The organism is Streptomyces sp. NPDC051315, assembly GCF_044455165.1.
Classification (GTDB): domain Bacteria; phylum Actinomycetota; class Actinomycetes; order Streptomycetales; family Streptomycetaceae; genus Streptomyces.
In genome coordinates, this window is record NZ_JBITEN010000002.1 from 51,166 (window position 1) to 77,699 (window position 26,534).

General features: G+C 71.9%; 20 protein-coding genes and 1 pseudogene. 7 read left to right on the top strand and 14 right to left on the bottom strand.

All coding sequences use genetic code 11. From position 1 onward, the window contains the following. The first annotated feature begins 473 nt into the window (after positions 1-473). The 5 genes from ACIBBD_RS03565 to ACIBBD_RS03585 all read left to right on the top strand — a co-directional run bounded on the left by ACIBBD_RS03565 (position 474) and on the right by ACIBBD_RS03585 (position 4,949). Entirely contained in the window at positions 474-2,189 is a 1,716-nt protein-coding gene (locus ACIBBD_RS03565; protein WP_399417622.1) for an ATP-binding protein, read from the top strand. A gap of 127 nt (positions 2,190-2,316) precedes the next feature. Beyond that, positions 2,317-2,736, top strand: coding sequence for a roadblock/LC7 domain-containing protein (locus tag ACIBBD_RS03570; RefSeq protein WP_388749985.1), 420 nt, complete (start codon positions 2,317-2,319; stop codon positions 2,734-2,736). Beyond that, complete coding sequence (locus ACIBBD_RS03575) at positions 2,733-3,089, top strand: DUF742 domain-containing protein (protein ID WP_384647458.1); 357 nt, start codon at positions 2,733-2,735, stop codon at positions 3,087-3,089. Before ACIBBD_RS03570 ends, ACIBBD_RS03575 begins: the two co-directional genes overlap by 4 nt. After that, positions 3,070-3,687 carry a GTP-binding protein gene (locus ACIBBD_RS03580; protein WP_399417623.1) on the top strand — a complete coding sequence of 206 codons (618 nt, stop codon included), beginning with the start codon at positions 3,070-3,072 and terminating at the stop codon, positions 3,685-3,687. The genes ACIBBD_RS03575 and ACIBBD_RS03580 overlap by 20 nt, the downstream gene beginning before the upstream one ends. Before the next feature lie 29 nt (positions 3,688-3,716). Further along, positions 3,717-4,949 (top strand): cytochrome P450, encoded by a 1,233-nt coding sequence (locus ACIBBD_RS03585; RefSeq protein WP_399418121.1) that lies wholly within the window; start codon positions 3,717-3,719, stop codon positions 4,947-4,949. 234 nt (positions 4,950-5,183) lie between these two features. Here ACIBBD_RS03585 and ACIBBD_RS03590 read toward each other — a convergent pair whose 3' ends face one another. The 6 genes from ACIBBD_RS03590 to ACIBBD_RS03615 all read right to left on the bottom strand — a co-directional run bounded on the left by ACIBBD_RS03590 (position 5,184) and on the right by ACIBBD_RS03615 (position 13,173). Beyond that, positions 5,184-6,410: a cytochrome P450 gene (locus ACIBBD_RS03590; protein WP_399417624.1), complete on the bottom strand. Its 1,227-nt coding sequence runs from the start codon at positions 6,408-6,410 to the stop codon at positions 5,184-5,186. A gap of 448 nt (positions 6,411-6,858) precedes the next feature. Further along, positions 6,859-8,292 (bottom strand): cellulose binding domain-containing protein, encoded by a 1,434-nt coding sequence (locus tag ACIBBD_RS03595; protein WP_399417625.1) that lies wholly within the window; start codon positions 8,290-8,292, stop codon positions 6,859-6,861. A gap of 85 nt (positions 8,293-8,377) precedes the next feature. Then, the gene (locus tag ACIBBD_RS03600; RefSeq protein ID WP_399417626.1) at positions 8,378-9,907 is read right to left on the bottom strand and encodes a beta-N-acetylhexosaminidase; all 1,530 of its coding nucleotides are present in this window, start codon (positions 9,905-9,907) and stop codon (positions 8,378-8,380) included. Positions 9,908-9,950: 43 nt separating this feature from the next. Continuing rightward, positions 9,951-10,802, bottom strand: coding sequence for a carbohydrate ABC transporter permease (locus tag ACIBBD_RS03605; RefSeq protein WP_399417627.1), 852 nt, complete (start codon positions 10,800-10,802; stop codon positions 9,951-9,953). A 32-nt stretch (positions 10,803-10,834) separates the two neighbouring features. Beyond that, complete coding sequence (locus tag ACIBBD_RS03610) at positions 10,835-11,821, bottom strand: carbohydrate ABC transporter permease (protein ID WP_399417628.1); 987 nt, start codon at positions 11,819-11,821, stop codon at positions 10,835-10,837. A 98-nt stretch (positions 11,822-11,919) separates the two neighbouring features. Then, on the bottom strand, positions 11,920-13,173 hold the full coding sequence (locus ACIBBD_RS03615) for an extracellular solute-binding protein (protein ID WP_399417630.1): 1,254 nt from the start codon (positions 13,171-13,173) through the stop codon (positions 11,920-11,922). 270 nt (positions 13,174-13,443) lie between these two features. On the opposite strand from ACIBBD_RS03615, the gene ACIBBD_RS03620 reads away from it, so the two are divergent. Next, the gene (locus ACIBBD_RS03620; protein ID WP_399417631.1) at positions 13,444-14,319 is read left to right on the top strand and encodes a GntR family transcriptional regulator; all 876 of its coding nucleotides are present in this window, start codon (positions 13,444-13,446) and stop codon (positions 14,317-14,319) included. Here the strand turns inward: ACIBBD_RS03620 and ACIBBD_RS03625 are convergent. From ACIBBD_RS03625 to ACIBBD_RS03660, 8 genes and pseudogenes are all read right to left on the bottom strand, one after another. Next, a pseudogene (locus ACIBBD_RS03625) lies at positions 14,305-14,562 on the bottom strand (hypothetical protein); the annotation flags it as partial. The gene ACIBBD_RS03620 and the pseudogene ACIBBD_RS03625 overlap by 15 nt on opposite strands. Positions 14,563-14,746: 184 nt before the next feature. Then, positions 14,747-14,992, bottom strand: a complete 246-nt coding sequence (locus tag ACIBBD_RS03630; RefSeq protein WP_399417632.1) for a hypothetical protein — start codon at positions 14,990-14,992, stop codon at positions 14,747-14,749. 71 nt (positions 14,993-15,063) lie between these two features. Then, positions 15,064-16,776: a RecQ family ATP-dependent DNA helicase gene (locus ACIBBD_RS03635; protein WP_399417633.1), complete on the bottom strand. Its 1,713-nt coding sequence runs from the start codon at positions 16,774-16,776 to the stop codon at positions 15,064-15,066. A gap of 108 nt (positions 16,777-16,884) precedes the next feature. Beyond that, complete coding sequence (locus tag ACIBBD_RS03640) at positions 16,885-19,152, bottom strand: prolyl oligopeptidase family serine peptidase (protein ID WP_399417634.1); 2,268 nt, start codon at positions 19,150-19,152, stop codon at positions 16,885-16,887. Beyond that, positions 19,149-20,930: an N-acetylglutaminylglutamine amidotransferase gene (locus ACIBBD_RS03645; RefSeq protein ID WP_399417635.1), complete on the bottom strand. Its 1,782-nt coding sequence runs from the start codon at positions 20,928-20,930 to the stop codon at positions 19,149-19,151. Before ACIBBD_RS03645 ends, ACIBBD_RS03640 begins: the two co-directional genes overlap by 4 nt. Before the next feature lie 259 nt (positions 20,931-21,189). Beyond that, on the bottom strand, positions 21,190-22,383 hold the full coding sequence (locus ACIBBD_RS03650) for a glutamate--cysteine ligase (RefSeq protein WP_399417636.1): 1,194 nt from the start codon (positions 22,381-22,383) through the stop codon (positions 21,190-21,192). Between the two features lie 397 nt (positions 22,384-22,780). Then, complete coding sequence (locus tag ACIBBD_RS03655) at positions 22,781-24,043, bottom strand: MFS transporter (protein ID WP_399417637.1); 1,263 nt, start codon at positions 24,041-24,043, stop codon at positions 22,781-22,783. A gap of 364 nt (positions 24,044-24,407) precedes the next feature. After that, on the bottom strand, positions 24,408-25,100 hold the full coding sequence (locus ACIBBD_RS03660) for an ArsR/SmtB family transcription factor (protein WP_399417638.1): 693 nt from the start codon (positions 25,098-25,100) through the stop codon (positions 24,408-24,410). A gap of 173 nt (positions 25,101-25,273) precedes the next feature. On the opposite strand from ACIBBD_RS03660, the gene ACIBBD_RS03665 reads away from it, so the two are divergent. Beyond that, positions 25,274-26,530, top strand: coding sequence for a cytochrome P450 (locus tag ACIBBD_RS03665; protein ID WP_399417639.1), 1,257 nt, complete (start codon positions 25,274-25,276; stop codon positions 26,528-26,530). The last annotated feature ends 4 nt before the right edge of the window (positions 26,531-26,534 follow it).

Here is a 26,534-nt window from a genome sequence, read left to right on the forward strand (position 1 = left end):
TCACCAGCACACGACCAGCCTCCCCCGAGCGTCGACCACCGTGCGCCGAAGCGCCACCGGGGGTCGCCTCCGTACGGCGACCGGCCGTCCGTCTCGCGCAAGGAGGTGCGGCGCATTCGGAAGTGCCGTGACAGCCTCACAGTTGGCCGAAAGTACGCCTCGCATCTCGGCCGTCGACACGTCTCAAGCGGAGCCACGTCGGGTACGGAGCGCCGAGAACTGCCGTGCGGCACACGCCTGGAGCCGTCGACCGAGATTTATGTGATTACCACACAGGCGTTGTCGCCATGGTCATTTCTCGACGAAGTGGAGCTTCCCTGCCCGCTCCGGCTCAGCGGGGATCTTCCAGGTCGGCGCGATGGCTAGCATGAGCCACGTGTTCGATCTGGAAGACGGTCATCCATCTTCCGGATTCTTGGCGATGCTTCAGTCGTCGACGCACCTCCTGCTCTCACGGACCGAGGGACCGCGGAATGCCAGTGCCTGCCCGACCCCGCCAGCGCCGATCCGCCAACGGGGCACGCTCCTCTCCTCTGCTTCCCGTTGTCCTGGTCATGACGACCCTCGGCGCCGGGGCGGCAACCGTCCTCGCTCCCGCGAGTGCCCGCTCGTGGGTTCTGGGCACGGCGCTCGTCGCCTGGCTCTGCCTCACCGCCGTCGCCGTGGGCGCCTCGATCCTGCTGCGCCGTGCGCGTCAGCAGGCGGCGGCACGCGGCGACGAGCTGCAGATGGCCAAGAACAACTGGGCGCAGCAGGGCGTCCAGGCGGCTCAGATGGTCAACACGGTACTTCCCGCGGTGGTGCGGCAGTTGAAGAACGGCGCCGGCGCCGACGAGGCCCTGTCCGGTGTTCCCTCCCCCTCTGACCCGTATCTGCGTCAGCTGCTGCACGTCTTCGCCACCGAGCTGAGCGAGACGCTGCGGCGGGCCGCCGGGGCGCAGCGCGAACTCGACGCGCTGCGGAGCGAACTGGCCGAGGGGACCGAGGAACTGGAACGGCTGACCAACGACACGCTGCCCGCGGCGGTGGCCATGCTGCGGGAGGGCAGCTCCGCCGACACCGTCCTCGCCGCGTTCGACTGGCCGGGCAACCCGCTGCTGCGCGCCCCGGCCGAGTCGTTCATCCGCGAACTCGCCTACAGCGAACGCCGCTCCGCAGCGGCCCAGGCCGCCTCCGCGAAGGCGCTCAGCCGGGTCCAGGCCAAGACCGTCAGCATGCTCGCCGAGCTGCGGGAGATGCAGGAACGGCACGGCCAGGACGTCTTCGGCGACCTGCTGCGCCTGGACCACAGCACCTCCCAGCTGGGTCTGATGACCGACCGGCTGGCGTTGCTGATGGGCGGCCGTTCCAGCCGCGTCTGGAACAAGCCGATCGTGATGGAGAGCATCCTGCGCGGCGCCGTAGGCCGGATCGCCGCCTACCGCCGGGTGCGGCTGCACAACTCCAGCAGGGCCGCCATCGCGGGTTTCGCGGCCGAGGGCGTGATGCACCTGCTGGCCGAACTCATGGACAACGCGGCCAACTTCTCCCCGCCGATCGACGAGGTCCACGTGTACGTGGAGGAGGGCAGCGCCGGTCTTGTCGTCACCATCGAGGACAGTGGCCTGAAGATGTCCGACGCGGCCATGCGCCGGGCGAAGGAGGCCGTGTCGGGCAAGGTCACCGACCTCGCCTCGTTGCAGGGCACCCGGCTCGGTCTGGGCGTGGTGGGGCGGCTCGCCGCCAAGTACGGCATCAGCGTCAACTACCGGCCCTCCTCCCGGGGCGGCACCGGCGTCGTCGTGCTCCTGCCTCCCGAGCTCGTCGCCCAGCAGCGCGATCCGATGACCGTCGAGAAGCCCCGCCGTACCGCGGAGGTCCCGGCCACGCACACCCCGGCGGCCGAGGAGTACCCCCTTCCCGTGCGCCCCCAGGCAGCTCCGTCCGAGGACGTGGCGCCCCCTGCCGGGATGCCTCGCCGGCGCAGCCAGGCCACGCCCAACGGACTGCCCGTCCGCGCCCCCGGCCGCACCATGGCCGAGGCGGAACGGAGCCGGCCGAAGCACGCGGCCGAGCCGCCTCGAGCGGGCCGTGACGAGCCTGGCCCGCCCCGTGACGCCGGAAGCCGGTTCGGCGCCTTCCACCGCGGCCGGCAGGCCGGTGGCGCCACCGGCGCCGAGACCGAGACCGAGACCGAGACCGACAGCTAGGTCTCCCACACTCCTCACCGATCACGGCGGCACTGGCCGCCCCACCCCCGCACCGATTCGCCGCACCTCGTTGGATTGGAGGAACGGACCGGGTGACCTTCCGCGGTCACAGCCCGGCCCACCCACCATGGAGACCACTGACAACAGCCTCACCTGGCTTTTGACGAACCTTTTGGAGCGCACGCCCGGAACGCGGCACGCCCTCGTCCTGTCCCGGGACGGCCTGAAACTGTGCTGGACCGAGCACATGACGCTCGACCAGGCCGACCAGCTGGCCGCGATCTGCTCCGGCATCCAGGCGCTCGCGCAGGGCGCGTCCGTGGAGTTCGGAGACGGGTCGGGCGGTGTCCGGCACTCCATGACCGAGTTCCACGGCGGCCTGCTGTTCATCGTGGAGGCCGGCCAGGGCGCCCACCTCGCGGTCGTCGCCGAGGAGAGTGCCGACCCGGGCGTCGTGGGCCACCAGATGACCGAGATGGTCGAGCAGATCGGCGAGCACCTGCGGGCCGAGCCGCGCACTCCCGCCACCCGAGGTGCCACCGCGTGATCCACAAACCCGTGGACATCGGTGATCCCGACCGGCTCTACACCGTCACGGGCGGGCGCAGCGAAGCGGACGACACGTTCGATCTCGTAACGCTGATCGTCAGCGAGTGCGAGCCCGCCGCCGGGATGCAGTCGGAGCACGTCCGGATCCTCGAGATGTGCCGGCACCCGACGGCGCTGGTCGAGATAGCCGCCGAGCTGAAGCTGCCCATCACCGTCGTCCGGATCCTCCTCGGCGACCTCCATGCCATGGGCAAGGTGAGCGCTCGTCATCCCCGCGCGGCCGCGTCCGTCGCGGACCTCCCCGAAACCGCCCTGCTCCAGGAGGTGCTCCATGGGCTCCGCAACCTCTGAGCTGCCTTTCCAGCGCACGCCGCTGGCCGATGCCGCCGAGACCGGCCTGAAGATCGTCGTGGTGGGCGGGTTCGGGGTCGGCAAGACCACCCTGGTGCGCTCGGTGAGCGAGATCCGGCCCCTGAACACCGAAGAGGTGATGACGCAGGCCGGGCAGGGCGTCGACGAGACGGCGGGCGTGGAACGCAAAACCACCACCACCGTCGCGTTCGACTTCGGGCGTATCAGCCTCAACCAGCACATGGTGCTGTACCTGTTCGGCGCTCCGGGCCAGGAACGCTTCTGGTTCCTGTGGGACCGGTTGTTCTCCGGCACGCTGGGCGCGGTCGTCCTCGTCGACACCCGTCGCATGGAGGACTCCTGGTACGCGATCGACCGGCTCGAACACCACGGCACGCCGTTCCTGGTGGCCGTCAACCGGTTCGACGACGACGACAACCGGTTCTCCCTGGAGGAGATCCGCCAGGCCCTGGCCCTCGGTGAACACATACCCATGATCGACTGCGACGCGCGGCTCAGGTCCTCCGGCAAGGAGGTCCTCATCGCTCTCGTGGAACACCTGCACGCGTTGGCACTGATCCAGGAGAGGACACCGTGAGCGACACCACCGGCTCCCCGTCCGCCGGTATGCCCCCGTCCGGCTGCCCCGCGCACCCCGGTGCCGTACGTCTGAGCGGACTGGAGTACCAGCGGACACCCTCGCAGCTGTACCGGACGATGCGCCGGGAACAAGGTTCCGTCGCACCGGTGCTGCTCGACGGCGACATCCCGGCCTGGCTCGTGCTCGGCTATCCCGAGGTCTGCTACGTCACCAGCCACGACGAGCTGTTCGCGCGGGACTCCCGGCGTTGGAACCAGTGGCCGAACATCCCGCCGGACTGGCCGCTGCTGCCGTTCGTCGGTTATCAGCCGTCGGTGCTCTTCACGGAGGGGCAGGAGCACCAGCGCCGGGCCGGTGTGATCACGCAGGCGCTGGAAGGCGTCGACCAGTTCGAGCTGGCCCGTGAGTGCCAGCTCATCGCCGAACAGCTGATCGCCTCGTTCTCCGGCAGTGGCCAGGCGGAACTCATGAGTATGTACGCGCACGCGCTGCCGGCCCGTGCCGTGCTGTGGATGTGCGGCATGCCGCAGGGCAGCGCGGACACCGAGCAGCTCGTCGACGACCTGCGCATCTCCCTGGACGCCGGCGAGGGCGACGACCCGGTGGCGGCGTACATGCGGGTCGGGGAGCGCATCGCGCGGCTGGTGAAGGAGAAGCGGGAGCGTCCCGGTCCCGACGTCACCTCGCGCATGCTGCTCGATCCGGCCGGCCTCAGCGACGAGGAGCTCGTGCAGGACCTGATCTCGGTGATCGCGGCGGCGCAGCAGCCGACCGCCAACTGGATCTGCAACACCCTGCGGTTGCTGCTGACGGACGAGCGCTTCGCGGTCAACGTCTCCGGCGGCCGGGTCAGTGTCGGGGACGCGCTGAACGAAGTGCTGTGGCTGGACACGCCGACCCAGAACTTCATCGGCCGCTGGGCGGTGCGTGACACGCAGCTCGGCGGGCGGCTCATCCGGGAGGGCGACTGCCTGATCCTGGGCCTGGCCGCGGCCAACACCGACCCGCAGATCTGGCCCGAGTCGCATGTCGGCGCCGAGAACTCCGCGCACCTGTCCTTCAGCAACGGCGAGCACCGCTGTCCCTACCCGGCACCGCTCCTGGCAGACGTCATGGCGCGTACGGCCGTGGAGACGCTCGTGGAGCACCTGCCCGACCTCGTGCTGGGCGTGGAGACGGAGGAGCTGACCTGGCGTCCGTCCATCTGGATGCGCGGTCTGACCTCCCTGCCGGTGCGGTTCACCCCCTCGGTGCACTAGGAGTGCTTCCTCAGGTTCTGGTTCCGACGGGCCCAGAACCTGAAGCCGGCAAGACACCCACCGCCAGGCGAGATCACCCGCCGTAACGGAGCACTGCCAGGGGCGTCGTCCGGCTCACCCGGGCTTCCGGATCCGACGACGCTTCCCCGCCGTGTCCTGCGTGGGCGCGGCGGGGGGTGTGCTTCCCCCGGGGGCGCGGGGGCGAAGGACCCGCGGGCGGCGACGGGAGCGTGCTCAGCCGGTGACCGGGGTGAAGCGGACCGGCAACGACTGCGGACCGCGGGTGAACACGCCCTGCTCGGCCGGATCGAAGCCGTCGGCCAGACGCAGGTCGGGCATGGCGTCGAGCAGTTGGTTCATCCCGATCTCGACCTCCGCCTTGGCCAGCAGCGCGCCGACGCAGAAGTGCCGGCCGAGGGCGAAGGCGAGGTGGTCGGCTGCGGCCGAGAACGCCGACGTCGTGCTCAGGTCGTGTCGGAAGATGTCGAACCTGTCGGGGTCGCGGAATCGGCGCTCGTCCCGGTTGGCGGCGCCGATGAGGCAGGTCACCGTGGCCCCCGCCGGGATGGTGCCGCCGGTGACCTCCACGTCGGTGGCCGACTGCCGCATGATCATGTGGACCGGAGGGGTGTAGCGCAGCGTCTCGGCGAACGCGGCGGGAATCAGGCTCCGGTCCGCCCGGACCGCCGCCAGTTGGTCCGGGTGCAGCAGCAGGTTGGCCAGGATGCTCGCTATCGCCTTGTCGGTGGTCTCCCCACCGGCGGCGAGCAGCAGGCTGCAGAACGCCTTGATGTCCTCGTCGCTCATCCGCACACCGTCGACCTCGGCGGCGCAGAGCGTCGACAGCAGGTCGTCGCCCGGGTTGTCGCGGCGCTCGCGGATGATCGGGATCATGTACTCGGCGAACTCCACCCGAGTGCGCTCGCCCGCCGCGGCCACCTCGGGATCGCCCGAGAGGTTGCCGAGGAAGGCGATGACGGCCGTGTACCAGCCGTGAAAGCGGGCGTGGTCGGCCTTGTCCAGGCCCAGCATGTCCGCGATGACGTTCACCGGGAAGCGGGTCGCGTAGTCGCTGACGATATCGGCGGAGCCGGAGTGCCGGAAGGCGTCTATCAGTTCGCGTGAGTTGCGCTCGATGACCGGCAAGAAGCGCTCCTGCAGATCCCTGCCCCGGAAGGCGGGCGCCACCAGGGCACGCCGCACCGCGTGCTCGCGCCCGCTGAGCTGGAGGATCGTCTTGCCGTGGACCGGCTCCAGCTGCCAGTCGTAGTTCTCGGTCGTGAACTGCGACTTCTTGTCCTTGAAGACGCGTTCGACGTCTTCGTAGCGGGAGATGATGTAGCTCTGGGTGGCCTCGTGCCAGATCAGGGGTTCCTTTTCCCGCATCACCGCGTAGGCGGGATAGGGATCCGCGGCGAACTCGGGCGAGAGAATGTCGGGCACCTGCTGGGCGGTGGACATGGAACTCCTCAGGTCGGACAGGTCGTTGCGGGCAACAGGTTATTGATCTTTCGTTGGCTCAAACAGTGCGATCCTGGCCGAAGTTGCGCGGGCGGAGGCGAGGGATCCGGACAGGGCGCGCTCTCCGCACGGCGGCCACCCGCCTCCTGCCGGGATGCCCGGCGCAGGATCGGGCTCGCCAGTGGTGCCGCGTAGGCGGCCCGCAGAGTGGCGGCCGCTCTGTTCGTCTCCGTCGTTCCTGGTGACCATGGCCGACCCCGCGCACCCTCCCCTTCCCCGCCGGTCACGACGGCGTGTGCCACGGTGATCCTCATCAACAGGCCGATCGCGTCGACCGCGGCCGCGAACCCCAGCCCACTGTGCGCTTCAGGGGATCCTCTCCGGTGTGGAGCGCTGCCCGCCGGTGGGGCGGGCAGCCATGGTCGCGCGAGGTGTCCGGCGGGACGGGCTAACTGTTGGGGACCGTGTCCTCGAAGGTGGTGCCGGCGGTGCGGTACCCGTTGATCTTCGCGGTGACCTGGGCCGGGGTCAGGACCTGGTCCTTGACGTGCAGGACGTAGTCGATCTGCTCGTCGTAGGCGCGCGGGGTGGTGCTGGTCTGGCCCGCGAGGTCGATCAGCCACTGGTTGAAGTTGATCGACATGGGACGCTCGGGCAGGTAGGCGGCGTCGTGGGTGCCGAAGAGCTGTCCGTCGACGTAGTACTTGATGCTGCTGTTGTCGATGGTGAGCACCAGGTCGTGCCAGCCGGCGTGGCTCTGCCGGGACTCGGTGTGCTGGTTGACGGCCTGCCACGGATCGGGGTTGTACGTCTCCCAGGACGTCGTGTACAGGATGTGGGAGGGCTCTCCCCAGCCGCCGTTGGGCAGGTACTCGAAGTCGTACTCCGCGTAGTCGTCGGCCATGGGCGCCTTGAGGTCGTTGATGGTGAAGAACGTCTGGACGAGGCGGTCGCCGTCGGGGCCTGAGACGGGTGCGTCGGAGAACTTCACGCGGGCGGCGTACGTGCCGTTCTTGAACTTCGTGGCCTTGGTGAGGACTTCGGTGTGCTTGGTGCTCGCGGCCGTTCCCGCGGTCGAGGTCCGCAGGTTCATCACGGCGCCGGCGCCGGAGCCGGCGAAGGTCACGTTCTCTGGGGCCCAGGTGGCGCCGGGCACCCCGGGGCCACCGGAGTTGGACCGGACGCTCCAGCCGTTCGCGGAGATCCTCGGGTCGCTGGAACTGGTGTAGTCGAAGTCGTCGAAGAGGCTCTGTCCACCGGCCGGGGGGTCCGTGGGCGGGTCGGTGGGGGGATCGGTCGGGTCGTTGCCCTCGGGGGCGGTGCCCCACACCGTGCTGCCGGAGACCTGGGCGGTGACCTTCGGCCAGTCGGCGTACGTGGTGCGGGAGGGGCTGAAGGAGTAGTCGTCGCTCTGGTTGAGCGGCTGCCAGTCCGTGCGGTGGAAGCGCAGTTGCATGTCCCCGGTGTCGGAGCCGGGGGCGAGGCTGCCGGCTCCGGCGGTGAAGCCGATGTCGAGGTAGCGGTCGGCGGTGGCGGTGGGACGGGCGAGGGTGCCGAAGGTGCCGGTGATGTTGGCGCAGCCCTTGACCGCCCAGGAGCAGGCGAAGCGGTAGGAGGCGCCGGCCGAGTCGGCCTTGAAGTAGTAGCGCACCTTCACGCCGGAGAGCTGGACGGGGGCGGTGCCGGTGTTCTTGACCTTGAGCCAGGGTTCGGACTGGTCCGCCGTGGCGGAGCCGGCGCTGGTGCGGTATTGGACGGTGACGGCTTCGCCGGCGGCGCTGGCGGTGCCGGTCAGGGCGGCGAGGCCGGTGGTTCCGGTGGCCATGGCCACGGCGGCGGCCGCGGCGATGCGCCATCCGTGCGGAGCGGTGGGCCGTTGCATGCGGGTTCCTTCCGGAGGGGATCGGGCCGTCCTGCTGCTCCGGGCCAGGCCGGGCAGGCAGGGCTGTGCCGTGCTGTGGTGCGGTTCAGGGGTGGCGGTTGACCTTCAGAACGTCGAGGCGTGCGGTGTGCCCCTCCATGCGGGAGCTGAAGTCGGTCCAGGTGCTGGGGCCGCTCCAGCCACCGTCGGCCAGGGCGCACAGGCGGGGGTAGGTCAGGTACTCGATGCGGGCGGGTGTCGCGGCGTACTCGGTCCACAGGTGGGCTTGGGTGCCGAGGACATGGGCGGCCGTCCGAGGGGGCGCTGTCTCGGGTAAGGGGTCGTGGCCGTGGACGTCCCGCAGTCCTACGACGCCGCCCGGTTGCCCGGGCGGCTCGTCGGGGTCGGCGCTCTGGGGGTAGTCGAGGTAGGTGGCGCGGTAGTAGGAGTTGATCACGTCGTGGCCGCGTCGGGCCGCGTTCAGGGCGTGTGCGGGGTCGCGCCAGGCCATCACGGTGAATCCGTCGGGCAGTTCGGTGCCGGTCTCCGCCCAGCCGACCGGGCGCCGTCCTTGCCGGGTCAGGAAGGTGCCGATGCGGTCGAGGAACCATCCGTGCAGGGCTGCGGGGTTCCTCAGCCCCGCCGTCCGGGCTCGGGTTCTGGCCGCCGGGCTCTGTTCCCATTCGGTGGTGGGGCACTCGTCGCCGCCGATGTGGAGGTAGGGCGAGGGGAAGACGTCCATGACCTCTTCCAGCACGGTCCGGCAGAAGTCGAAGACCTCCTCGTGCACCCCGAAGGTGGTGTCGCACACCCCCCACCTGGTCCAGACGTCCAGGGTTCGCTCCGGCTGGTTGCCGAGGTGCGGGTAGGCGGCCAGTGCGGCCCGGACATGGCCGGGCATCTCGATCTCGGGCATCACCGAGATGCCGCGCGCCTCCGCGTGGTCGACGAGACGGGCGAGCTCCGCCCGTGTGTAGGCGCCGCTGTGCGGTGTGCCGTCGTAGCGGTCGCCGTCCGGTCCGATCATGGACTGGCGGCGGTGGCCTCCGATCTCGGTGAGCTTGGGGTAGGCCGAGACGGGCATCCGCCAGCCCTGGTCGTCGGTCAGGTGCAGGTGAAAAACGTTGATCTTGTGCAGGGCGAGCAGGTCGACGTGGCGCAGCAGGTAGGACAGGGGCTGGAAGTGGCGGGCCACGTCGAGCATGGCCCCGCGCCAGGGCAGTCGGGGGATGTCGGTGATGTCGGCGCACGGCACGGTCCAGCGCACGCCCGGCTGGGGTGAGGCCGCCAGGGCTTCCGCGGGCAGCAGTTGGCGGATGGTCTGCACGCCCCGCAGGAGTCCGGTGACGTCCCGGGCGCGCAGGAGCAGGGAGTGCGGTCCGATCGTCAGCCCGTACCCCTCGTTGCCGAGTCCCGTCAGGGCGGTGTCGAGGGCGAGGACGACGGGAGCGTCGGCTGCGGGGGTGAGCGGCAGTCCGGTGGCGGGTGCGAGGAGGGTGCGCAGGAGGTCGGCGGCGGGTTCGGCGCCGTCGGTGATACGCAGGCGGGTGTCGGCGTCGAAGGTGAAGTGGCCGGATGTGATGCGGGCCTTGGTGGGGCGGGGGATGAGCGAGGTCCGCGGCAGGGACGAGGGCACGGCAGTCTCCGGAAGGTCGCGTCTGAGTGAGGGCGCGGAAGGCTCAGCCCTTGACGGCACCGGCGGCGAAGCCGGAGGTCACATGGCGTTGGAGGAGGAGGAAGACGGCGAGGGCGGGGAGCGCGAAGAGGGTGGAGGCCGCCATGGTGGCGCCCCAGTCCGTGCCGAAGACGTTCTGGAACGACGACAGCCAGACCGGCAGGGTGCGGCTGTCCTGCTGCTTGATGATCAGCAAGTTGGCGTAGGCGAACTCGTTCCAGGCGGTGATGTAGCCGAACAGGGAGGTGGCCATCAGGCCGGGGGCGAGGAGCGGGAAGGTGATGTGGCGGAAGGCGTGCCGGCGCGTGCAGCCGTCGACCTGTGCCGCCTCCTCCAGCTCGGGTGGGATGGCGGCGATGAATCCGCGCAGCACCACGATGGTGAACGGCAGCGTCATCATGAAGTACACGAGGGTCAGGGTGGGCAGGCGGTCGAGCATGCCGGTGTCCCGGGAGATGATGTACACGGGGATGATCAGCGCTTCCCACGGTGCCATCTGGGCGATGAACACCAGCAGCATGAACTGCCGTCGGCCGCGCCAGCGCATGCGGGCCACGGCGAACGACGCACCGAGCGCGACGACCAGGGCGAGCAGGACGGCGCTCACGGTCACGAGGATGCTGTTGCGCCAGAACAGGGCGAATCCGTCCGCGTCGACCGCGGTGCGGAAGTGCTCCAGTGTCCAGGTGTGGGGCAGGAGTCGAGGGGTGTCGGACTGGATGTCCCGGTGGGGTTTGAACGCGGTGGTGATCATCCAGTGGACGGGGAAGAGGCAGACGGCGATCGTCAGACCGGCGGCCGAGTTCAGGAGGACGCGCCGGCGGGGAAGGGGGCGCGCCCTCCTCCTGAGGCCCATGGGGCTTCGCAGGTTCGCGGGGTTTCGCGGGCTCACAGGGCTTCGCCCTCCTGGCGGAGAATCTGGCGGAAGGAGAGGACGAGCACGCCGGCCATCAGCAGGACGGTGACCATCGATGCCGCGGAACCGAGGTCGTAGCGCTGGCTCGACAGGGCGGTCTGGACGGCGTAGACGGGCAGGATGGTGGTGGCGTCTCCTGGTCCGCCGTTGGTCATCACCCAGATCTGCACGAACGCCTTGAAGGTCCAGATGACCTCCAGGGAGAGGACCAGCATGAAGATCGGCCGGATCATGGGCAGAGTGATGGCGCGGAAGACGCGGCCGGCCGAGGCGCCGTCGAGGCGGGCCGACTCGTACAGTTCCGCGGGCACGGTGGTCAGGGCCGAGTAGAGGGTGATGGCGGCGAACGGCACCGACTGCCAGACGATCAGCAGGACGAGGATGGTGAAGGCGGCCGGGCCGTGGGCGAACCAGGGGTAGCGGTCGAACGAGGCGAAGCCGAGTTGCCGGAGAGTCCAGTTGACGATGCCGAACTCGGAGTGGAACAGCCACTGGAAGACGGTGGTGGCGGCGATGACGGGCATCGCCCAGGCCAGTACGAGTGCGCTGAGCACGGCCGTTCGCCACAGGCGGCCCAGCCGCTCGATGAGCAGCGCGACCAGGGTGGCGAGCAGCATGATCAGGACGACGTTCACGGCCATGAAGGCGAAGGTGCGGCGTACGACCTGCCAGAAGCGCTCGTCCGTCAACAGCGTCTCGTAGTTGCGCAGTCCCACGAACTCGGCGTCGCCCCGGATGAGTTGACGCAGCTGGAAGTCCTGGAGGGATATCAGCACGGCGCGGGTCAGGGGGTACAGCAGGAGGTACAGCATGCCCAGGATCGTGGGGGCGGCCAGCAGGTAGGGCCATATGCCTGCGTGGCCGGGCCGTCGTGCGCTGCCGCGCTTCGGCTTCGCGGAGGGCCGCGAAGGCGGGCGCGGCCGGGCGGGTGGCGCACTGGACTCGCGGATGACCGACACGGTGGCGTCTCCTTGGGTGTCGTCTCCTCGGGTGTCGTCTCACCGGGGTGGGCGGCCGGCGCCGCGCCAGGTGGCGTGGTGTGCCGGCCGGTCGCGGATCAGGAGTCGTTCATGGCGGCGGTGATCGATGCGGAGGCCCGTGCCGCCTCCGTCGGTGCGTCGGCGCCGGTGAGGACCGCGGTCATGTAGTCCTTGATGGGGTTCTTCGCTTCGACGGCCGCCCAGCCGGGGGTGTTGGGTGTCGCCCTGCCGACGGCGGCGCCCGCTGCCATGGCCGAGGCGCCGGGGTCGGAGGCGACCGCGTCGGCCAGGGTCGTCTTGTTCGGCACATAGCTCATGGCGGTGGCGAGCTTGCGCTGCCAGGCGTCACCGGTGAGTTCCTCGATGAAGGTGAAGGCGGCGTCCTGCTTGCCCGAGGCCGCCGGGATGACGAGGTCGGAGCCGCCGATGAACACCGAGCCGGGGCGTTCGGCGGTCTTGCCCGGGATGGGGAAGAAGCCGAGCTTGCCCTCGAGGTCGGGGTTGTTCTCCGTGACCACGTTGGCTCCGCCGGGAGTGGAGATGATCTGGGCCACCTGCCCCTTGGCCATGACCTCGGCCTGTGGGGGCTCCGCCTCGTCGGAGTCCTTGGGGCCTTTGCCGAGGGCCTGGAGCTTCTTGTAGAAGTCCATGCCGCGCAGCGCCTGCGGGCTGTCCAGCGCGCCCTTCCAGGTTTCGCCGGACCGAGTGGCGAGGTCGCCGCCCTCGTCCCAGATGAACCCGGCCAGGGCGTACCACATCTGGCCCGGCAGGTAGATGCCCTGTGTGCCACCGGTGTCGAGCTTCTCGGTCGCGGCGATCCACTGGTCGCGGGTCTTGATCGAGGCGGCATCGACGCCGGCCTTCTCGAACAGATCGGTGCGGTAGATCACGACGCGGTTGGCGGCGTAGTACGGGATGCCGTACTGCTTGCCCTCGAACGCTCCGGGCTCGGCCAGGCCCTTGAGCCAGTCGTCGCCGCCGAGTTCGTCGGTCCTGTCGCTGAGGTCGAGCAGGCCGCCGCTCTGTGCGTACCGGGCGACCTGGGTGTTGCCCGTCTCGATGACGTCCGGGGCGTCGTTGCTGGCGAGGGCGGCCGTGACCTTCTCTCCGATGCCGTCCCACTCCTGGATCTGGACCTTCACGTCGATGTCCGGGTGGGCGGCCTCGAAGCCCGCGACGAACTCCTTTTGGAACTGCGCCGAGACGCTGTCGCGCATGAGCCAGACATCGATCGTCGTGGCGCCGTCGGCGGAGTCACCGGACGATCCGGAGCCGTCGCCGCAGGCGCTGACGCCTGAGGCGATCACCAGTGCGGACAGGCCTGCAAGCATGCGGAGCTTCACAGTTCACCTCGGGAAGGAAGACGCCAAGGAACCTGACCAGTTGAGTCACTGGACAGGTGACCTCTCGTTGGTCGATGAAAATGGCATAGACCAATAGGGGCGTCAATCCCCCGCGTCAGCCTCACTTTTGACCACGCCGTCCCCCACCGAGGGACGGACGGGCAAACCCCGCGCTTGACCAGTGGGCGATCAGTGGTAAACAGTCCACACAACTGGTCGGGCAACATTCGCGTAGCGGCGGGGCGGGAGCGGGCGGGCATGAACGCTGGCGAGTCGGGGTCGGTGCTCAAGCGGGAGCGGGTCCGGGACCACATCCTTCAGCTCATCGAGTCACTGCGCCCCGGAGACGCCATCCCCTCCGAACGGTCCCTGTGCGCCACGCTCGAGGTCTCCCGCCCGACCCTTCGCGCGGCCGTGGACGAACTCGTCGCGGCCGGGCTCCTGGTGCGCGCGCACGGGCGGGGCATGTTCGTGGCTCCCGAGAAGATCACCCAGGAACTCGTCCCGGACTCCCACGGCATGGTCCTGCCGCAGGCGTCCGGCGCCTGGTCGAGCCGCCTGCTGGTATTCGCCACCATCGCGGCCGGCGCCCGGGTGGGCCGCAAACTGCACCTGTCCCCCGCCGCCGACGTCGTCTACGCGGCACGCCTGCGACTCGTCGACGGCGCTCCGATGGCCATCGAGCACCTGCACATCCCGGCGGCACTGGTACCCGAGCTCACCGCGCGCGAGCTGGAGACGGGCGACCTGTACGAGCATCTGCGTGAGCGGCACCGGGTGCAGGTCAGCGAAGCGACACAGACGATCGAGCCCACGGTCGTCAGCCAGGCGGAGGCCAGACTCCTGGGCGTGCCCGAGCTTTCTCCCGCGCTGCTCTTCGAACGCCATACCAGCGACACACAGGGCCGGCCCGTGGAGTACGTCCACTCGATCTACCGGGGCGACCGCTATCGCATCGTCTCCCGGCTCCACCTGGACTCGTCGAGCGCCCGGACCACCACGCCCCCGGCGGGGGTCACCCCGGGCATGGCGCCCGGGGTGACCGCTCAGTGGGAAACCCGTCCCGCCACCGGCTCGGGGGTGTCCCGAGCGGAAGCCGGGAAGGCCGGCGGGCCGGCGTCACGCGTCCCGTGAGGGGACCGGCGGACCGCAACCCCGCTGAGGGCGGATCGACCTCAGGTCACCGGTCCCACGCTCCGCGGCGCGGGGCCGTAGGCGGCGTCCCGGGTGATGTCCCGCAGGTGGAGCGCGGCGGTGAGCAGTCCCGGTGGCTGACGTACGGGCGTTGACGCCCGAGCGCAGCAGGCCGGGCGCGCGCATGTCGGCGATGACGCCGTGCCCGGCGAGGGCGGCGACCGGTCCGCGGGCGTGGGGCTGGCGGAGGGCGACCTGGCTGCCGCGCCGACCGGGGTCGCCCGGGTGCCGGAGGTGAAGTCCGAGAGGTCAATGGTCCGTCCGCGCAGCGCGGGAAGACCCGTCGGGGACGGGCCCTTGGCGCGGACCTGGGCCAGGTCGACGAGTCGAAGGCCGTGAGGGCCGGCGCCGTGATGATCGCCGTCGGCTAGCGGCCGGTCGGCTCCCCGCCCTCGTCCTCCGGCTCGCGCCGGGCGCGTTCCTCGGTCTCGACGCCCTCGAGCGGCTTGCCAGCCGTCGTGCCGCGGTCGGGCTGGTAGCCCTCCTCGGCGCTCGCCGTACCCGGCACGGATCGCTTCCGTGGACGGCTCTCCCCGCCCGAGTGCGCTCCGGGCTCCTCCTGGCTGCGGGCCCGGTCGTAGCGGTCCCCGCGGTGGTCCTTCTGGCCGGTCATGTCCGCGCCTCCCATCGGTGTCGGGGCTTCGCCGGGTTCCCTGGCCGCCGAGCCGGGAAACCGTCCCCGCGTCACGGGGCCGATTGGTCGTCGCCCGGTCTGCGCACCACCGTGAGCAGGCCGTCCCGCCCGGCCACCGCCGCCAGGGCGAGCGTGCGGTAGCCGGCCCGGTCGAACAGTACGGTGATGCGGTCCTGGTCCTCGCTGAGCACCGTGCCCTCGCCCCACTCCTCGTGCCGGACCTCGGTTCCGACGGGGTAGGAAGCCGCGTCGGGATGGGCGGGCCGCTCCTCCGGCCCGCTCCCGGCGTCCTCCTCGTCGCGGACGTCACAGGTGTCGCAGTTGCCGCACGGCGCCTCGTAGTCCTCACCGAAGTAGCCGAGCAGGAAGCGCCGTCTGCAGCCGGTCGCCTCGGCGTACGCCCGGGCCATCTCGACGCGCGACCGGTCGGTCCGGCGGTGCGCCTGCGCCGCCTCGGCGGCCTGCTCGACCGCCTGACCGGGAGAGACGCCGGGGGCGGGCCGTACCTCGCCCTCCTCCCCCGTGGCCACGGCGTCCGCTTCCTCCAGCAGGTTCACGGCGGCGGTGACCCGGTTCCTGGACAGGCCCGTGTCCTGGCGCAGCTCGTCCAGGCCGGCGGGATCCTCGCGGTGGTCGTGGACCGCGTCGGCCACGTCCGAGAGGACCCGGCGGCTCGGGGCGCGGCCGGCGAAGTAGGTCTGCATCCCGGTGTCCTCGGACCGGTAGTGCAGGACGGCGAGGGCGGGACGCCCGTCCCGGCCGCAGCGGCCGATCTCCTGGTAGTAGGCGTCCAGGGAACCCGGCAGCGACGCGTGCAGGACGAACCGCACGTCCTCCTTGTCGATGCCCATGCCGAACGCCGAGGTCGCCACCACGACGTCCGCGGCGCCCGAGAGGAAGGCGTCGTGGATCCGGGCCCGTTCGGCGGCGCGCAGACCGGCGTGGTAGCTCTCGGCCGCCAGTCCCAGTGAGGACAGCTCCGCGGCGTAGTACTCGCTGTCCTTGCGGGTGGCGGCGTAGACGATGCCGGGCTTGGGTTCGGCGGCGGCCCGCTCGACCACGGCTCGGCGCCGGTCGTCGTCGTCCAGGAAGCGGCGGGCCTCCAGCCTGATGTTCGGCCGGTCGAATCCGGTCACCATCAGCCGTGGCCGGCGCATGCCCAGCCGCTCGGTGATCTCCCTGCGCACCGGCGGAGCGGCGGTCGCGGTCAGCGCCAGGACCGGCGGTCGGCCCACCCGGCGTACCGCCTGTTCCAGGCGGAGGTAGTCGGGGCGGAAGTCGTGGCCCCAGGACGACACGCACTGGGCCTCGTCCACCACGAAGAGCGCCGGGCGAGCCTCGGCCAGCCGCTCCAGCACGTCGTCCTTCGCGAGTTGCTCCGGCGACAGGTACAGCAGGCGGGCCTCGCCCCGGCGTACCGCCTCCCAGGCGGCCTTCGTCTGCGCCGCGTTGAGGTCGGAGTTGACGGCGAGGGCTCCGAGGGCGCGGTGACCGTCCGGCAGTCCGGCGATCTGGTCACGCTGCAGGGCCAGCAGCGGTGACACGACCACGACCGGTCCGGGCAGCATCACGGCGGGGACCTGGTAGACGGCGGACTTGCCGGATCCCGTGGGCATGACCACGAGCGTGTCCTCGCCCTCCAGCACCCATTCCATGGCGGTGAGCTGCTCGGGCAGGAGGGTGTCCCAGCCGAACACCTCCGCGGCGGTCTCCCGCAGGCGGGTGGCCCGGGCGGCTTCCGTCCGCGGTCCCTTCCGTCCCATGGGCCCTCCTCGCTGCTCGGTGCGGACGCGTCCGGGGGCACCCCGGCACCGCCTGGGTACCCGCCGGGCCGGACCCGTACCGGTCGGGTCCGGGGGCGGCGTCCCGGCTCAGCCGCTCAGGTGCCGCTCGAGCCAGTCCGCCGCGGCCCGGCGGAACAGCCGCCGGTTGTCGGCGCGCTGGAAGTCGTGTCCCTCGTTGTGCAGGGTGAGCAGTTCGGCGACCTGGCCACGCTCGCGTGCCGCCCGGACGAACTGCTCCGACTCCCGCGGCGGGACGTTGGTGTCGTGTTCGCCGTGGACGGCGAGCACCGGGACGCGCAGCGCGTCGATCCGGCTCATGGGCGACAGGGACCGCAGCAGCGCGCGGTCACGTTTCGGATGGCCGTACTTGTGGGCCGCCGACTGCGCGATCCACGGTTCGGTGCCCTCGAAGAACGTCGCGAAGTCGGACATGCCGCACACCGCCACCCCGGTGCGGAACAGGGCCGGATGCCAGACCAGGGAGGCGAAGGTGAGATAGCCGCCGTACGAGCGGCCCATGACGGCCAGCCGTGAGGGGTCGGCCGGACCGGCCACCACCGCGTGGGCGGCGCAGTCGGCCACGTCGTCGAGAGCGGCGAACCGGCCCGTGCCCAGGTCGGCGTCGACGAACGACCTCCCGTGGCCGGAGGAGCCGCGGACGTCGGGGGCGAAGACGTCCAGTCCGCGCCCCAGGATCTCGTGGTAGAGCGGGCTGAGGACCGGGCGTTCCTGTTCCTCGGGACCGCCGTGCAGATGGATCACGCAGGGCGCCGGTTCACCCGGCCCTCTCCCCGGCGCGCGGTAGTACCAGCCGTGCAGGGGCAGTCCGTCCCGTGCGGTCAGGCTCACCGAGACCGGTCGCACGGGCGGACGGCCCGGGGGGACGGCGTCCTCGTCCCGGGACGACCACGGGGTGCGGAGCAGGGACACGCCCTCGGGGACCCACCACACGCCGGGGCGGCGTTGTGAGCCGGACAGGGCCAGCGCGAGCCGCCCGGTGCCCGCCGGCACGATCCGGGTGACCACTTCGTGCGGCAGGGGCACGGGCCGTGGCGGCCCGGTGAGCGGACCGGCCCCGGCTTTGTCGGGCGGGAGGGTGTCCACGACCTCCAGCTCGCTCGCGCCCCGGACGTTCCAGGCCAGGACGGCGGCACGGCCGTCGAGGGAGAAGCCGAGCAGTTCCAGGCCGCTGCCCTCGCGCTCCGCCGCGACGGTCCAGCCGCGTGGTCGCCCCTCGGCGTCGAGGTCGGCGGCGAGCAGCGCCGGGAACTCCCGGTCGAGGTCGCTGCGCAGCCAGAGGGTGTCCGCCCGGGGCGAGAACCTGCCGATCCACGGGTCGCCGTCGGCCACCCGTACGACATGGGTCGTGGCGAGGTCGGTCGTGCGGATGACCACCGCCTCGCGCCGCCCGCGGGGTCCACGGCGCAGCAGCGCCAGCGCGCCGTCGCGGCTGAGGTCGCACACGCGCAGCGTCGCGGCGTCCTTCTCGGTGGCGAGGAGGACGGGGGCGGCCACGCCGTCCGGGTCGATCAGGTAGGCGGACAGTCCGTCGCCGAAGCCCGCCGTGGGCGCGGTCCGCTCGTCCTCGAGACCGACGGAGGCGGTGGCGTCGGCGGCCATGGAGGAGAGCGGCGTCCCGGCTCCGGTGTCGGTGAGCGGTGCCGCGCCGAGGAGCACGGCGTCGCCGCCGCGGGCGGACCAGCCGGCCGGCAGGTGGCCGACGTACCCGCCGGACTCGGCCGGGACGTCGGCCGCGGTCTCCAGGAGCAGGGGCAGGGCGGTCGGGACGGCGACGGTGACCGCGACGGCCGATCCGTCGTGCGCCCAGCACCCCAGGTAGGCCGAGGTGCCCGGCTCGGCCCCGGCCAGGATGTGGCGGTCGGTGCCGTCGGGGCGTACGCACAGCACCCGCGAGTGCTCGCCGCCGCCGGGGGCCGTGGTGTAGGCGATCCAGCGGCCGTCGGGCGACCAGGACACCTCACGGACGGGGTCCGGATCCGAGTCGAGCAGCCGCACCTCGCCGCCGTCGACGGGCCCCGCCCACAGCTGGGGCACGCCGCCGCGGTCGCAGATGAAGGCGACCTGCGCTCCGGAGGGGTCGGCCGAGGGGTACCAGCAGCCGTGGGCGATGAGCCGCGTCGTGGGATCGCGGGGTCCGGAGGCGTCCGGCAGCGGCACCCGGGCGGGGGCGGCGAAGGCGGTGGGACGGCCGTCCGGGCCCGGCGGAGCCTCGTGCGGGCTCCGCGCGGGGCGGGGAACGGAGGGCCGGCCGGCGGCGGCCGCGCGCGTGCCCTCCGCGTCCGTGCCGTACAGGGCACGCCCGCCGGTCGTGTTCTGCGCGTCCGAGGCGGTCATATGCCGTGTGTCTGCAGCCATATCTCCAGCAGGGCCGCCTGCCACAGCGCGTTGGCGCCGCGCCGGGTGCGGTGTTCGTCGGGGGCCGCCAGGAGTTCGGCGAGGTACGACTCCTTGAAGAGTCCGCGCCGCCGCGCCTCGGGGGCGTGGAGCGCTGCCCGCACCCGTTCCAGGACGGGCCCGGCCATATGGGTGATCGCCGGGACCGGGAAGTAGCCCTTGGGGCGGTCGACGACCTCGTGGGGCAGCAGTTTGCGGCCCGCCTCCTTCAGGACGCCCTTGCCGCCGTCGGCCAGCTTCAGGTCCGGCGGGCAGGCGGCCGCCAGCTCCACCAGCTCGTGGTCCAGGAAGGGCACACGGGCCTCCAGGCCCCAGTCCATGGTCATGTTGTCGACCCGTTTGACCGGATCGTCGATGAGCATGACGTGCGTGTCGAGCCGCAGGGCCGCGTCGAGGGCGGTCTCGGCCCCGGGCTCCGCCATGTGCTCCCGGACGAAGCGGCCGGAGACGTCGTCCGAAGGCAGCATGTGCGGCTGCAGCATCCCGGCGAGGTCGGCGTGCGACCGGTCGAAGTACGTCTCGGCGTAGCGGTCGGACGCCTCCTCGCGGGCGGCCGAGGCCAGTCGCGGGTACCAGTGGTAGCCGGCGAACACCTCGTCGGCGCCCTGCCCGCTCTGGACGACCTTCACCTCCTTCGCCACCTGCTCGGCCAGCAGGTGGAACGCCACCACGTCATGGCTGATCATCGGCTCGCTCATCGCCGCGACGGCTCCGTCCAGCGCGGCGGACACCCGCTGAGAGGGGACCATCAGCCGGTGGTGGTCGGTGGCGAACTCCCGGGCGACCAGGTCGGAGTACGCGAACTCGTCCCCCTCCTGGCCGCCCTCCGCCTCGAAGCCCACGCTGAACGTCGCCAGGTCCCGCTGTCCCTCGTCGGCCAGCAGTGCCACGATCAGGCTGGAGTCCAGGCCGCCGGAGAGCAGGACACCCACCGGCACGTCGGCGACCATGCGCCGTCGGACGGCGGTGCGCAGCGCCTCGAGCACCGCGTCTCGCCATTCGCTGGGGCCCATGCCCGCGTACTCGGGGCGGCGCGTGTACGACGGCTGCCAGTAGCGGTGGTCGTGGTGGCTGCCGTCCGGTTCGACGACCCGCACGGTGGCCGGCGGGAGCTTGCGCACCCCGGTCAGGACGGTACGGGGTGCCGCCACCGTCGCGTGCCAGCTGAAGTACTGGTGAAGGGCGGCCGGGTCCAGCGAGGTGTCGACGTCGCCGCCCGCCAGCAGGGCCGGAAGCGACGAGGCGAACCGCAGCCGTCCGGGGGTCTGCGCCAGGTACAGCGGCTTGATGCCGAGCCGGTCGCGGCCGAGGACCAGACGCCCGGTGCGGTGCTCGACCAGGGCGAAGGCGAACATGCCGTAGAAGTGGTCGACGCAGGCGGTGCCCCACTCCTGGTACGCCTTGAGGATGACCTCGGTGTCGGAGGTCGACACGAAGCGGTGGCCCAGGGCCCGCAGCTCCTCGCGGAGCTCCTTGTAGTTGTAGACGCAACCGTTGAAGACGCCGGTGATCCCCTGCCGGGTGTCGGTCATCGGCTGGGCTCCGAGCTCGGACAGGTCGATGATCTTCAGGCGCCGGTGCGCCAGCGCCACGGCGCCCTGGGACCAGATGCCCTCGCCGTCGGGGCCGCGGGCGGCGAGCCGGTCGCTCATGCGCTCCACGGCCGCGAGATCGGGTTGCCCGCCGTCGAAGCGCATCTCCCCGCTCAGGCCGCACATCACGCACCACCTCCCCGGTGCGCGTCAGTGGTCCGGGGAGGTCCGCCGTGCGCGGAGCTTCCCCTCGGAGCCTGGTCGGGGCTGGTCGACATGGTGGTACTTCTCCTTCGGGGCAGGGGCGAGCACACAAACGGCTCGCCGGGGTGACGGGAACGGTGCCGGAGGCCGAGCACGGGGTGCGTCGGGCCGCGTTCCCTCGGGTCCGGCGATGCGGGCGGTATGCGCCCGGCCGGACCGTCGTGCGGGGTGCGCGTCCGTCTCAACGGCCGGGGATCCTCGCCGGGCGGGTGCTCAGGGCGTCTTCCAGGCCCGCCTCGCCGGAAGGGACGCGGCTGGTCGGGCTCGGAGCGGGCCGCCGACGCCTGCCGCTGTCGCCGCGCGTCTCGGCGATCACCAGATCGGTGCAGGCCAGCAGGTCCTCCTCCTCGGCCGTGCGGCGCATGCGGTGGGCGGCGCTGCCGTCCGCCAGGGCCTTCTCCGCGAGTGCCTGGACGGTCTGCCAGTCTCCACAGGCCTCGAGCACCGGACGCACCCGCTTCAGCAGGGCGCGGACGACGTGTGCCGCGGACGCCTCGTGGTGGGTGTCCGGGTCGACCAGGGCTCCTTCGAGTCCGGACCTGGCGGCCCGCCAGGCGGCGGCGCGCAGCCATTCGTGCCGTCCCGCGCAGACCGGGGGTGTCGGGCTCTCCAGCCGTTGCAGTGCGTCCGTCACCAGGGCGCGGAAGAGTCCGGCGATGAGCACGACCGTTTCCGCGCGCGGGCAGGAGTCGCAGATGCGCAGTTCGAGGGTCTGCTGGTGGGCCGAGGGCCGCAGGTCGTAGTAGATCATCCCCGCGTCGCTGATGACGCCCGAGTCGATGAGGTCCCGCACGGCCGCGTCGTACTCGGCGGCGTCGGCGAAGCAGCCGACCGGCCCGGCGGTGGGCCAGCGCTGCCACACCATGGTCCGCCAGCTCGCGTAGCCGGTGTCGGTGCCCAGCCAGAACGGGGAGCTCGCGGACAGCGCGAGGAGGGCGTGCAGCCAGGGCGACACCTCGCACATGATCCGTACGGCCGTGTCGCGGTCCGGGACGTCCACGTGGACGTGGGCCCCGCAGATGAGCTGCTCGTCGGCGACCATCCGGTACTCGTCGACCATGTGGCGATAGCGCACCCCGGCGGTGGGATGGATGGCCGCCGTGCGCGCCAGCGGCACGGTGCCGGCGGCGACGACCGCCAGTCCGTTGGCGGAGGCCGCCGTGTCCAGCTGCCGTCTGGTGCCGGTCAGATCCCGGTACAGGCCGTCGAGAGACGCGTGCACGCCGCTGTTCGACTCCACGGTGGCCTGTTGCAGCTCGGTCGTGAAGGTCTCCCGGGGGAGCCCTTGCAACACCGTGTCGGCGCGGGGCACCAGCAGTCCGGTTTCCACCTCGACGAGGTGGAACTCTTCCTCCACTCCGATACGAACGGTCACGGCCTCTCCTCAGACTGACGGGCGGACACTTCGCTGCCCCGATCCGCAACGGACCCCGTCGGCGGCAGGAGCGGCTGGCTGTCCCTCTCGGAGTTCCCAGATGCCCCTCGAATAAGCACCTGACGCTCTTCCGAGGAGCGGATGCCTCAGGTGAGCGACCGTGACGGTGCGTGTTCGACCGGAGGACAGCCGGAGGCGGATGAGAGGTCAGCCGGAGGTCGGGCAGAGAGGTCAGCCGGGGGTCGGGCAGAGAGGTCAGCACCGGAGGGAGGCCAGGGCCGGAGGTGTAGACCGGACCAGCGAGGTTCTCCGGTGTCCTGCGTGCGGGCGCCGACGCGCGCGTGGCGTGGATCTCGCCGTGGTCAGCTGCGGCTCACGGGGACGTGGACGCCGCCGATCACCGGCGGCTCGCGGTAGCGGCGATGGCCGGGAGGACGGCCAGGGACAGGATGCCACCCGCCAGGGCCAGGACGGGGTAGCTCGCGGAGGCGACCACCACGCCGGAGGCCAGGCCGCCGGTGGCGCCGGCGATGGCGATCGAGACGTCGACCATGCCCTGGGTCCTGGCACGGGTGGCCAGGGGCACGGCGTCGGTGATCATCGCGGTGCCGGACACGAGGCCGAGGTTCCAGCCCAGCCCGAGCAGGGCGAGAGCGACGGTGAGCAGCGCGACGGAGTCGCCGGGCGCGACGGCGGCGACGATCCCGGCGGCCAGGAGGGTGAGACCGGAGGCGGCGGCGACGGGGATGCCACCATGGCGGTCGACCAGCCGGCCCGTCAGCGGCGAGGGCAGGTACATGGCCCCGACGTGGAGGGCGATGACGAAGCCGGATGCGGCGGTGCCATGGCCGTGGTCGAGCATGTGGACCGGCGTCATGGTCATGATGGCGACCATGACGAGCTGGCTGAGGATCATGGTGAGGGCGCCCGGTATCAGCCCGGGACCGCGCTCGGGCACCGGGGCGGCGTCACCCGTGGCCCCGGCCGCCTCGGCCGCCGTCCGCCGCTCGAGGTCGAGGCTCCGGGCGAGCAGCAGGGGGTCGGGGCGCAGCCGGAGGGTCAGGACGAGAGCGGCGAGCGCGTAGGCGACGCCGGCGAGGAGGAAGGGCCCGGCCAGGGCGGGGATGCCGAGGGTCTCGGCGAGGTCGCCGGTGGGGGCGGCGAGGTTGGGACCGACGACGCCGCCGAGGGTGGTGGCGACCAGGACGGTCGAGACGGCCCGGGCGCGGTGGGCGGGGGCGGCGAGGTCGGCTCCGGCGTAGCGGGCCTGGAGGTTGGTGGCGGTTCCCGCGCCGTAGACGAACAGGGCGATGAAGAGCAGAACGGGGTTGTCGGCGACGGCGGCCGTGATGACGCCGGCGCTGCCGACGGCTCCGGCGAGGTATCCGGCGGCGAGGCCGGGGCGGCGGCCGCGGGCCTGGGAGACGCGGCCCACTGCGACGGCGGCGAGTGCCGAACCGGCGGTGAACAGGGCGCTGGGAAGGCCCGCGAGGTCGGTCGAGCCGAGCATGTCCTGCGCGAGCAGCGCCCCGACGGTGATGCCGGCGGCGAGCCCCGCACCGCTGAGGACCTGGGAGGTGACCAGAACGCGGAGGGTGCGGCGCTGAGCCTCGGACTGGGGGGAGGTGCCGGCGTTTCCGGCCCGGGCGGTTCTCGTCACGATGCGCTCTTTCGCTTCGGGTGGCCGGGGGTCTCGGGCAGACGCCGGCCGAGGGGGCGGGTTCAGGCGGCGTCGAGGGCCCGGCTGCGGCCGGTGAGGAGGGCGTCGGCGTCTTCGGGGCCGGCGGTGTCCTCCGCACCGGCTGCGTCTTGCGCACCGGCTGCGTCTTGCGCACCGGCGGTCGGGCGGAGTGGGGTGCCGGAGGGGGTACTGAAGGAGCCGGCCCGATACCGCGCCCTCGCGCGGCCGACGCGCGGGTCGGCCGGGAGGGTGGCGTCGCAGTCCGGGCGGACCGGCCACGTGACCGAGCGGCTCCGGCAGCGGGGAGCACCGGACTCCGGCGGAAGGGCGCCGGTCAGGCCGGTCACGTCAGTTCCGCCGCGTCGACGGGCAGCCGCGACAGGCGCCACTCGAGCATGCCGTCGTTCAGCCGGATAGCCCGCCGCCCGCGGTCGGTCAGCAGCCGTACCGCGTCGTACGCGAGGACGCAGTACTCACCCCGGCAGTACACGACGATCTCCGCGTCCTCGGGCAGTTCCTCGATCCGGTCGGCCAGTTCGTCGACCGGGATGGAGATCGCGCCGGGGATGTGACCGGCGAAGTACTCCTCCACCGGCCGCACATCGAGCACGACGGCGTCGCCCGTCTCGATCCGGGCCCGCAGTTCCTCGCGGGTGACCTCCACCCCACCGTCCTCGCCCAGGTAGGCCTCGCGGGCGGCGGACACGGCCGCCCGGTGGTTCTCGGCGACCTTGCGCAGCAGCGCGAACAGCCGGGCGACGTCGTCGCCGGCGAGCCGGTAGTGGATGCGGACCCCCTCACGACGCGTGGCGACGAACCCGGCCTGTTTGAGCGTCTGCAGGTGCGCCGACGCGGTCGTCAGGTTCAGCCCGGCCGCCTTGGCCAGGGCGTCCACGGTCCGCTCGCCCTGGGCGAGCAGATCCAGCAGTTCGAGGCGTTTTCCACTGGCCAGCGCCTTGCCGCTGGCCGCGAACGCGTCGTACAACTGCGCCTTCGACCGGGGGGTGGTGGGGTCGTCCGACACGAGATCCTCCATATATCCATGGAATATCGTAGGGGAAGGTGGGCGCGGGGACCACCAGGGGTGGTCGAGAGGGCGTCCGGCCTCGGCATGGGGACGGGACGGTGTGGGTCACGAAATCCCGCAGGACGAGTGATGCCGCACACAAGGGGGCGGGGGCCGTACGGACCGCGTGTTAGCGTCCCGCCGTGACTTCCCCGGCTCTGGACGCATCCCCACCGCTCGGGCTGCTCGATCTGTTCGGCGACGGCTTCGTCCGCGATCCCCACCCCTGGCTGGACACCCTGCGCGCACAGGCGCCGGTGCGTCACGACCCCGGCACCGGGCTCTGGCTGGTCAGCCGCCACCAGGATGTGCTCCGGGTGCTGCTCGACCCGGACGCCTTCCGCCCCGACAACGCCCAGCACGCCGTCACCCCGCTGCCGGTCGCCGCGCTGCGGGTGCTCGCCCGGTCGGGCTTCAGACTCGCGCCCGCGCTGGCCAACAACGGCACCGCCAGCCACCCCGGTCTGCGCCGGCTGGTCACCCGGTTCTTCCACGCCCGGCGCGTCGCGGCCGCCGTACCGGTGATCGAACGCGTCGCCGACGAGTTGCTCGGCACAGCGCAGGAGCAGCTCGACGCCTCCGGTGGCTGCGACCTCTTCCCGTCCTTCGCCCAGATCCTGCCCTGCCGCGTGCTGATGGAGCTTCTGGGCATCGACGGCGTCTCCCCGGCCACGCTGATCCGCTGGAGCGACGCCTCACTGGAACTGTTCTGGGGTCGGCCCGCACCGCAGCGCCAGCTGGAACTGGCCGCGCTGGTCGCGGAGTTCCACCAGTGGCTGACCCGTGCCGTGACCGACGGCGCGGCCTCCCCCGGCTCCTTCCTCGCGTCCCTGGCCGCGCACCGCCTCCCCGACGGCGAGCCGCTCGACGTGCACACCGCGGTCGGCGCCTGCTTCTTCGTCTTCATCGCCGGGCAGTCCACCACCGGGCAACTCATCGCCACCGTGCTCCGCCTGGCCCTGGCCGAGCCCGGGCTGTGGTCCCGGCTCGCGGACGAGCCGGGCCTGGCCGAGGCGTGGGTCGAGGAGGTCCTGCGGCGCGAACCACCGGTGACCACCTGGCGCCGGGTCACCGCGCGCCCGGTCGAACTGGGCGGGGTGGAGCTGCCCGGGGGCGCGCAGCTGCTCCTGATGCTGATGGGCAGCGGTTCGGACCCCGAGGTCTTCAGCGCCCCCGAGGACATGTGCCCGCACCGGGCCGACGTCCGCCGGCACCTGGCCTTCGGCGCCGGCCGCCACCGCTGCCCGGGCGCGTCCCTGGCCCGTACGGAGGCGGCCGTGGCCCTGAGGACGGCGGCCCGCCGCCTGCCGGACATCCGGACGGCAGCGGCGGAGTACGCCCCGATGCTCGGCCTGTTGTCCTTCCGGGCACCCCTGCGGGTGGCGGTGGAGCGGCCCTGAAGCC

Coding starts and splice junctions, on each gene's coding strand:
- ACIBBD_RS03565 (WP_399417622.1), top strand. CDS start 474: ATGCCAGTGCCTGCCCGACCCCGCCAGCGCCGATCCGCCAACGGGGCA.
- ACIBBD_RS03570 (WP_388749985.1), top strand. CDS start 2,317: ATGGAGACCACTGACAACAGCCTCACCTGGCTTTTGACGAACCTTTTG.
- ACIBBD_RS03580 (WP_399417623.1), top strand. CDS start 3,070: ATGGGCTCCGCAACCTCTGAGCTGCCTTTCCAGCGCACGCCGCTGGCC.
- ACIBBD_RS03585 (WP_399418121.1), top strand. CDS start 3,717: ATGCCCCCGTCCGGCTGCCCCGCGCACCCCGGTGCCGTACGTCTGAGC.
- ACIBBD_RS03590 (WP_399417624.1), bottom strand. CDS start 6,410: ATGTCCACCGCCCAGCAGGTGCCCGACATTCTCTCGCCCGAGTTCGCC.
- ACIBBD_RS03595 (WP_399417625.1), bottom strand. CDS start 8,292: ATGCAACGGCCCACCGCTCCGCACGGATGGCGCATCGCCGCGGCCGCC.
- ACIBBD_RS03605 (WP_399417627.1), bottom strand. CDS start 10,802: ATGGGCCTCAGGAGGAGGGCGCGCCCCCTTCCCCGCCGGCGCGTCCTC.
- ACIBBD_RS03615 (WP_399417630.1), bottom strand. CDS start 13,173: ATGCTTGCAGGCCTGTCCGCACTGGTGATCGCCTCAGGCGTCAGCGCC.
- ACIBBD_RS03620 (WP_399417631.1), top strand. CDS start 13,444: ATGAACGCTGGCGAGTCGGGGTCGGTGCTCAAGCGGGAGCGGGTCCGG.
- ACIBBD_RS03630 (WP_399417632.1), bottom strand. CDS start 14,992: ATGACCGGCCAGAAGGACCACCGCGGGGACCGCTACGACCGGGCCCGC.
- ACIBBD_RS03635 (WP_399417633.1), bottom strand. CDS start 16,776: ATGGGACGGAAGGGACCGCGGACGGAAGCCGCCCGGGCCACCCGCCTG.
- ACIBBD_RS03640 (WP_399417634.1), bottom strand. CDS start 19,152: ATGACCGCCTCGGACGCGCAGAACACGACCGGCGGGCGTGCCCTGTAC.
- ACIBBD_RS03645 (WP_399417635.1), bottom strand. CDS start 20,930: ATGTGCGGCCTGAGCGGGGAGATGCGCTTCGACGGCGGGCAACCCGAT.
- ACIBBD_RS03660 (WP_399417638.1), bottom strand. CDS start 25,100: ATGGAGGATCTCGTGTCGGACGACCCCACCACCCCCCGGTCGAAGGCG.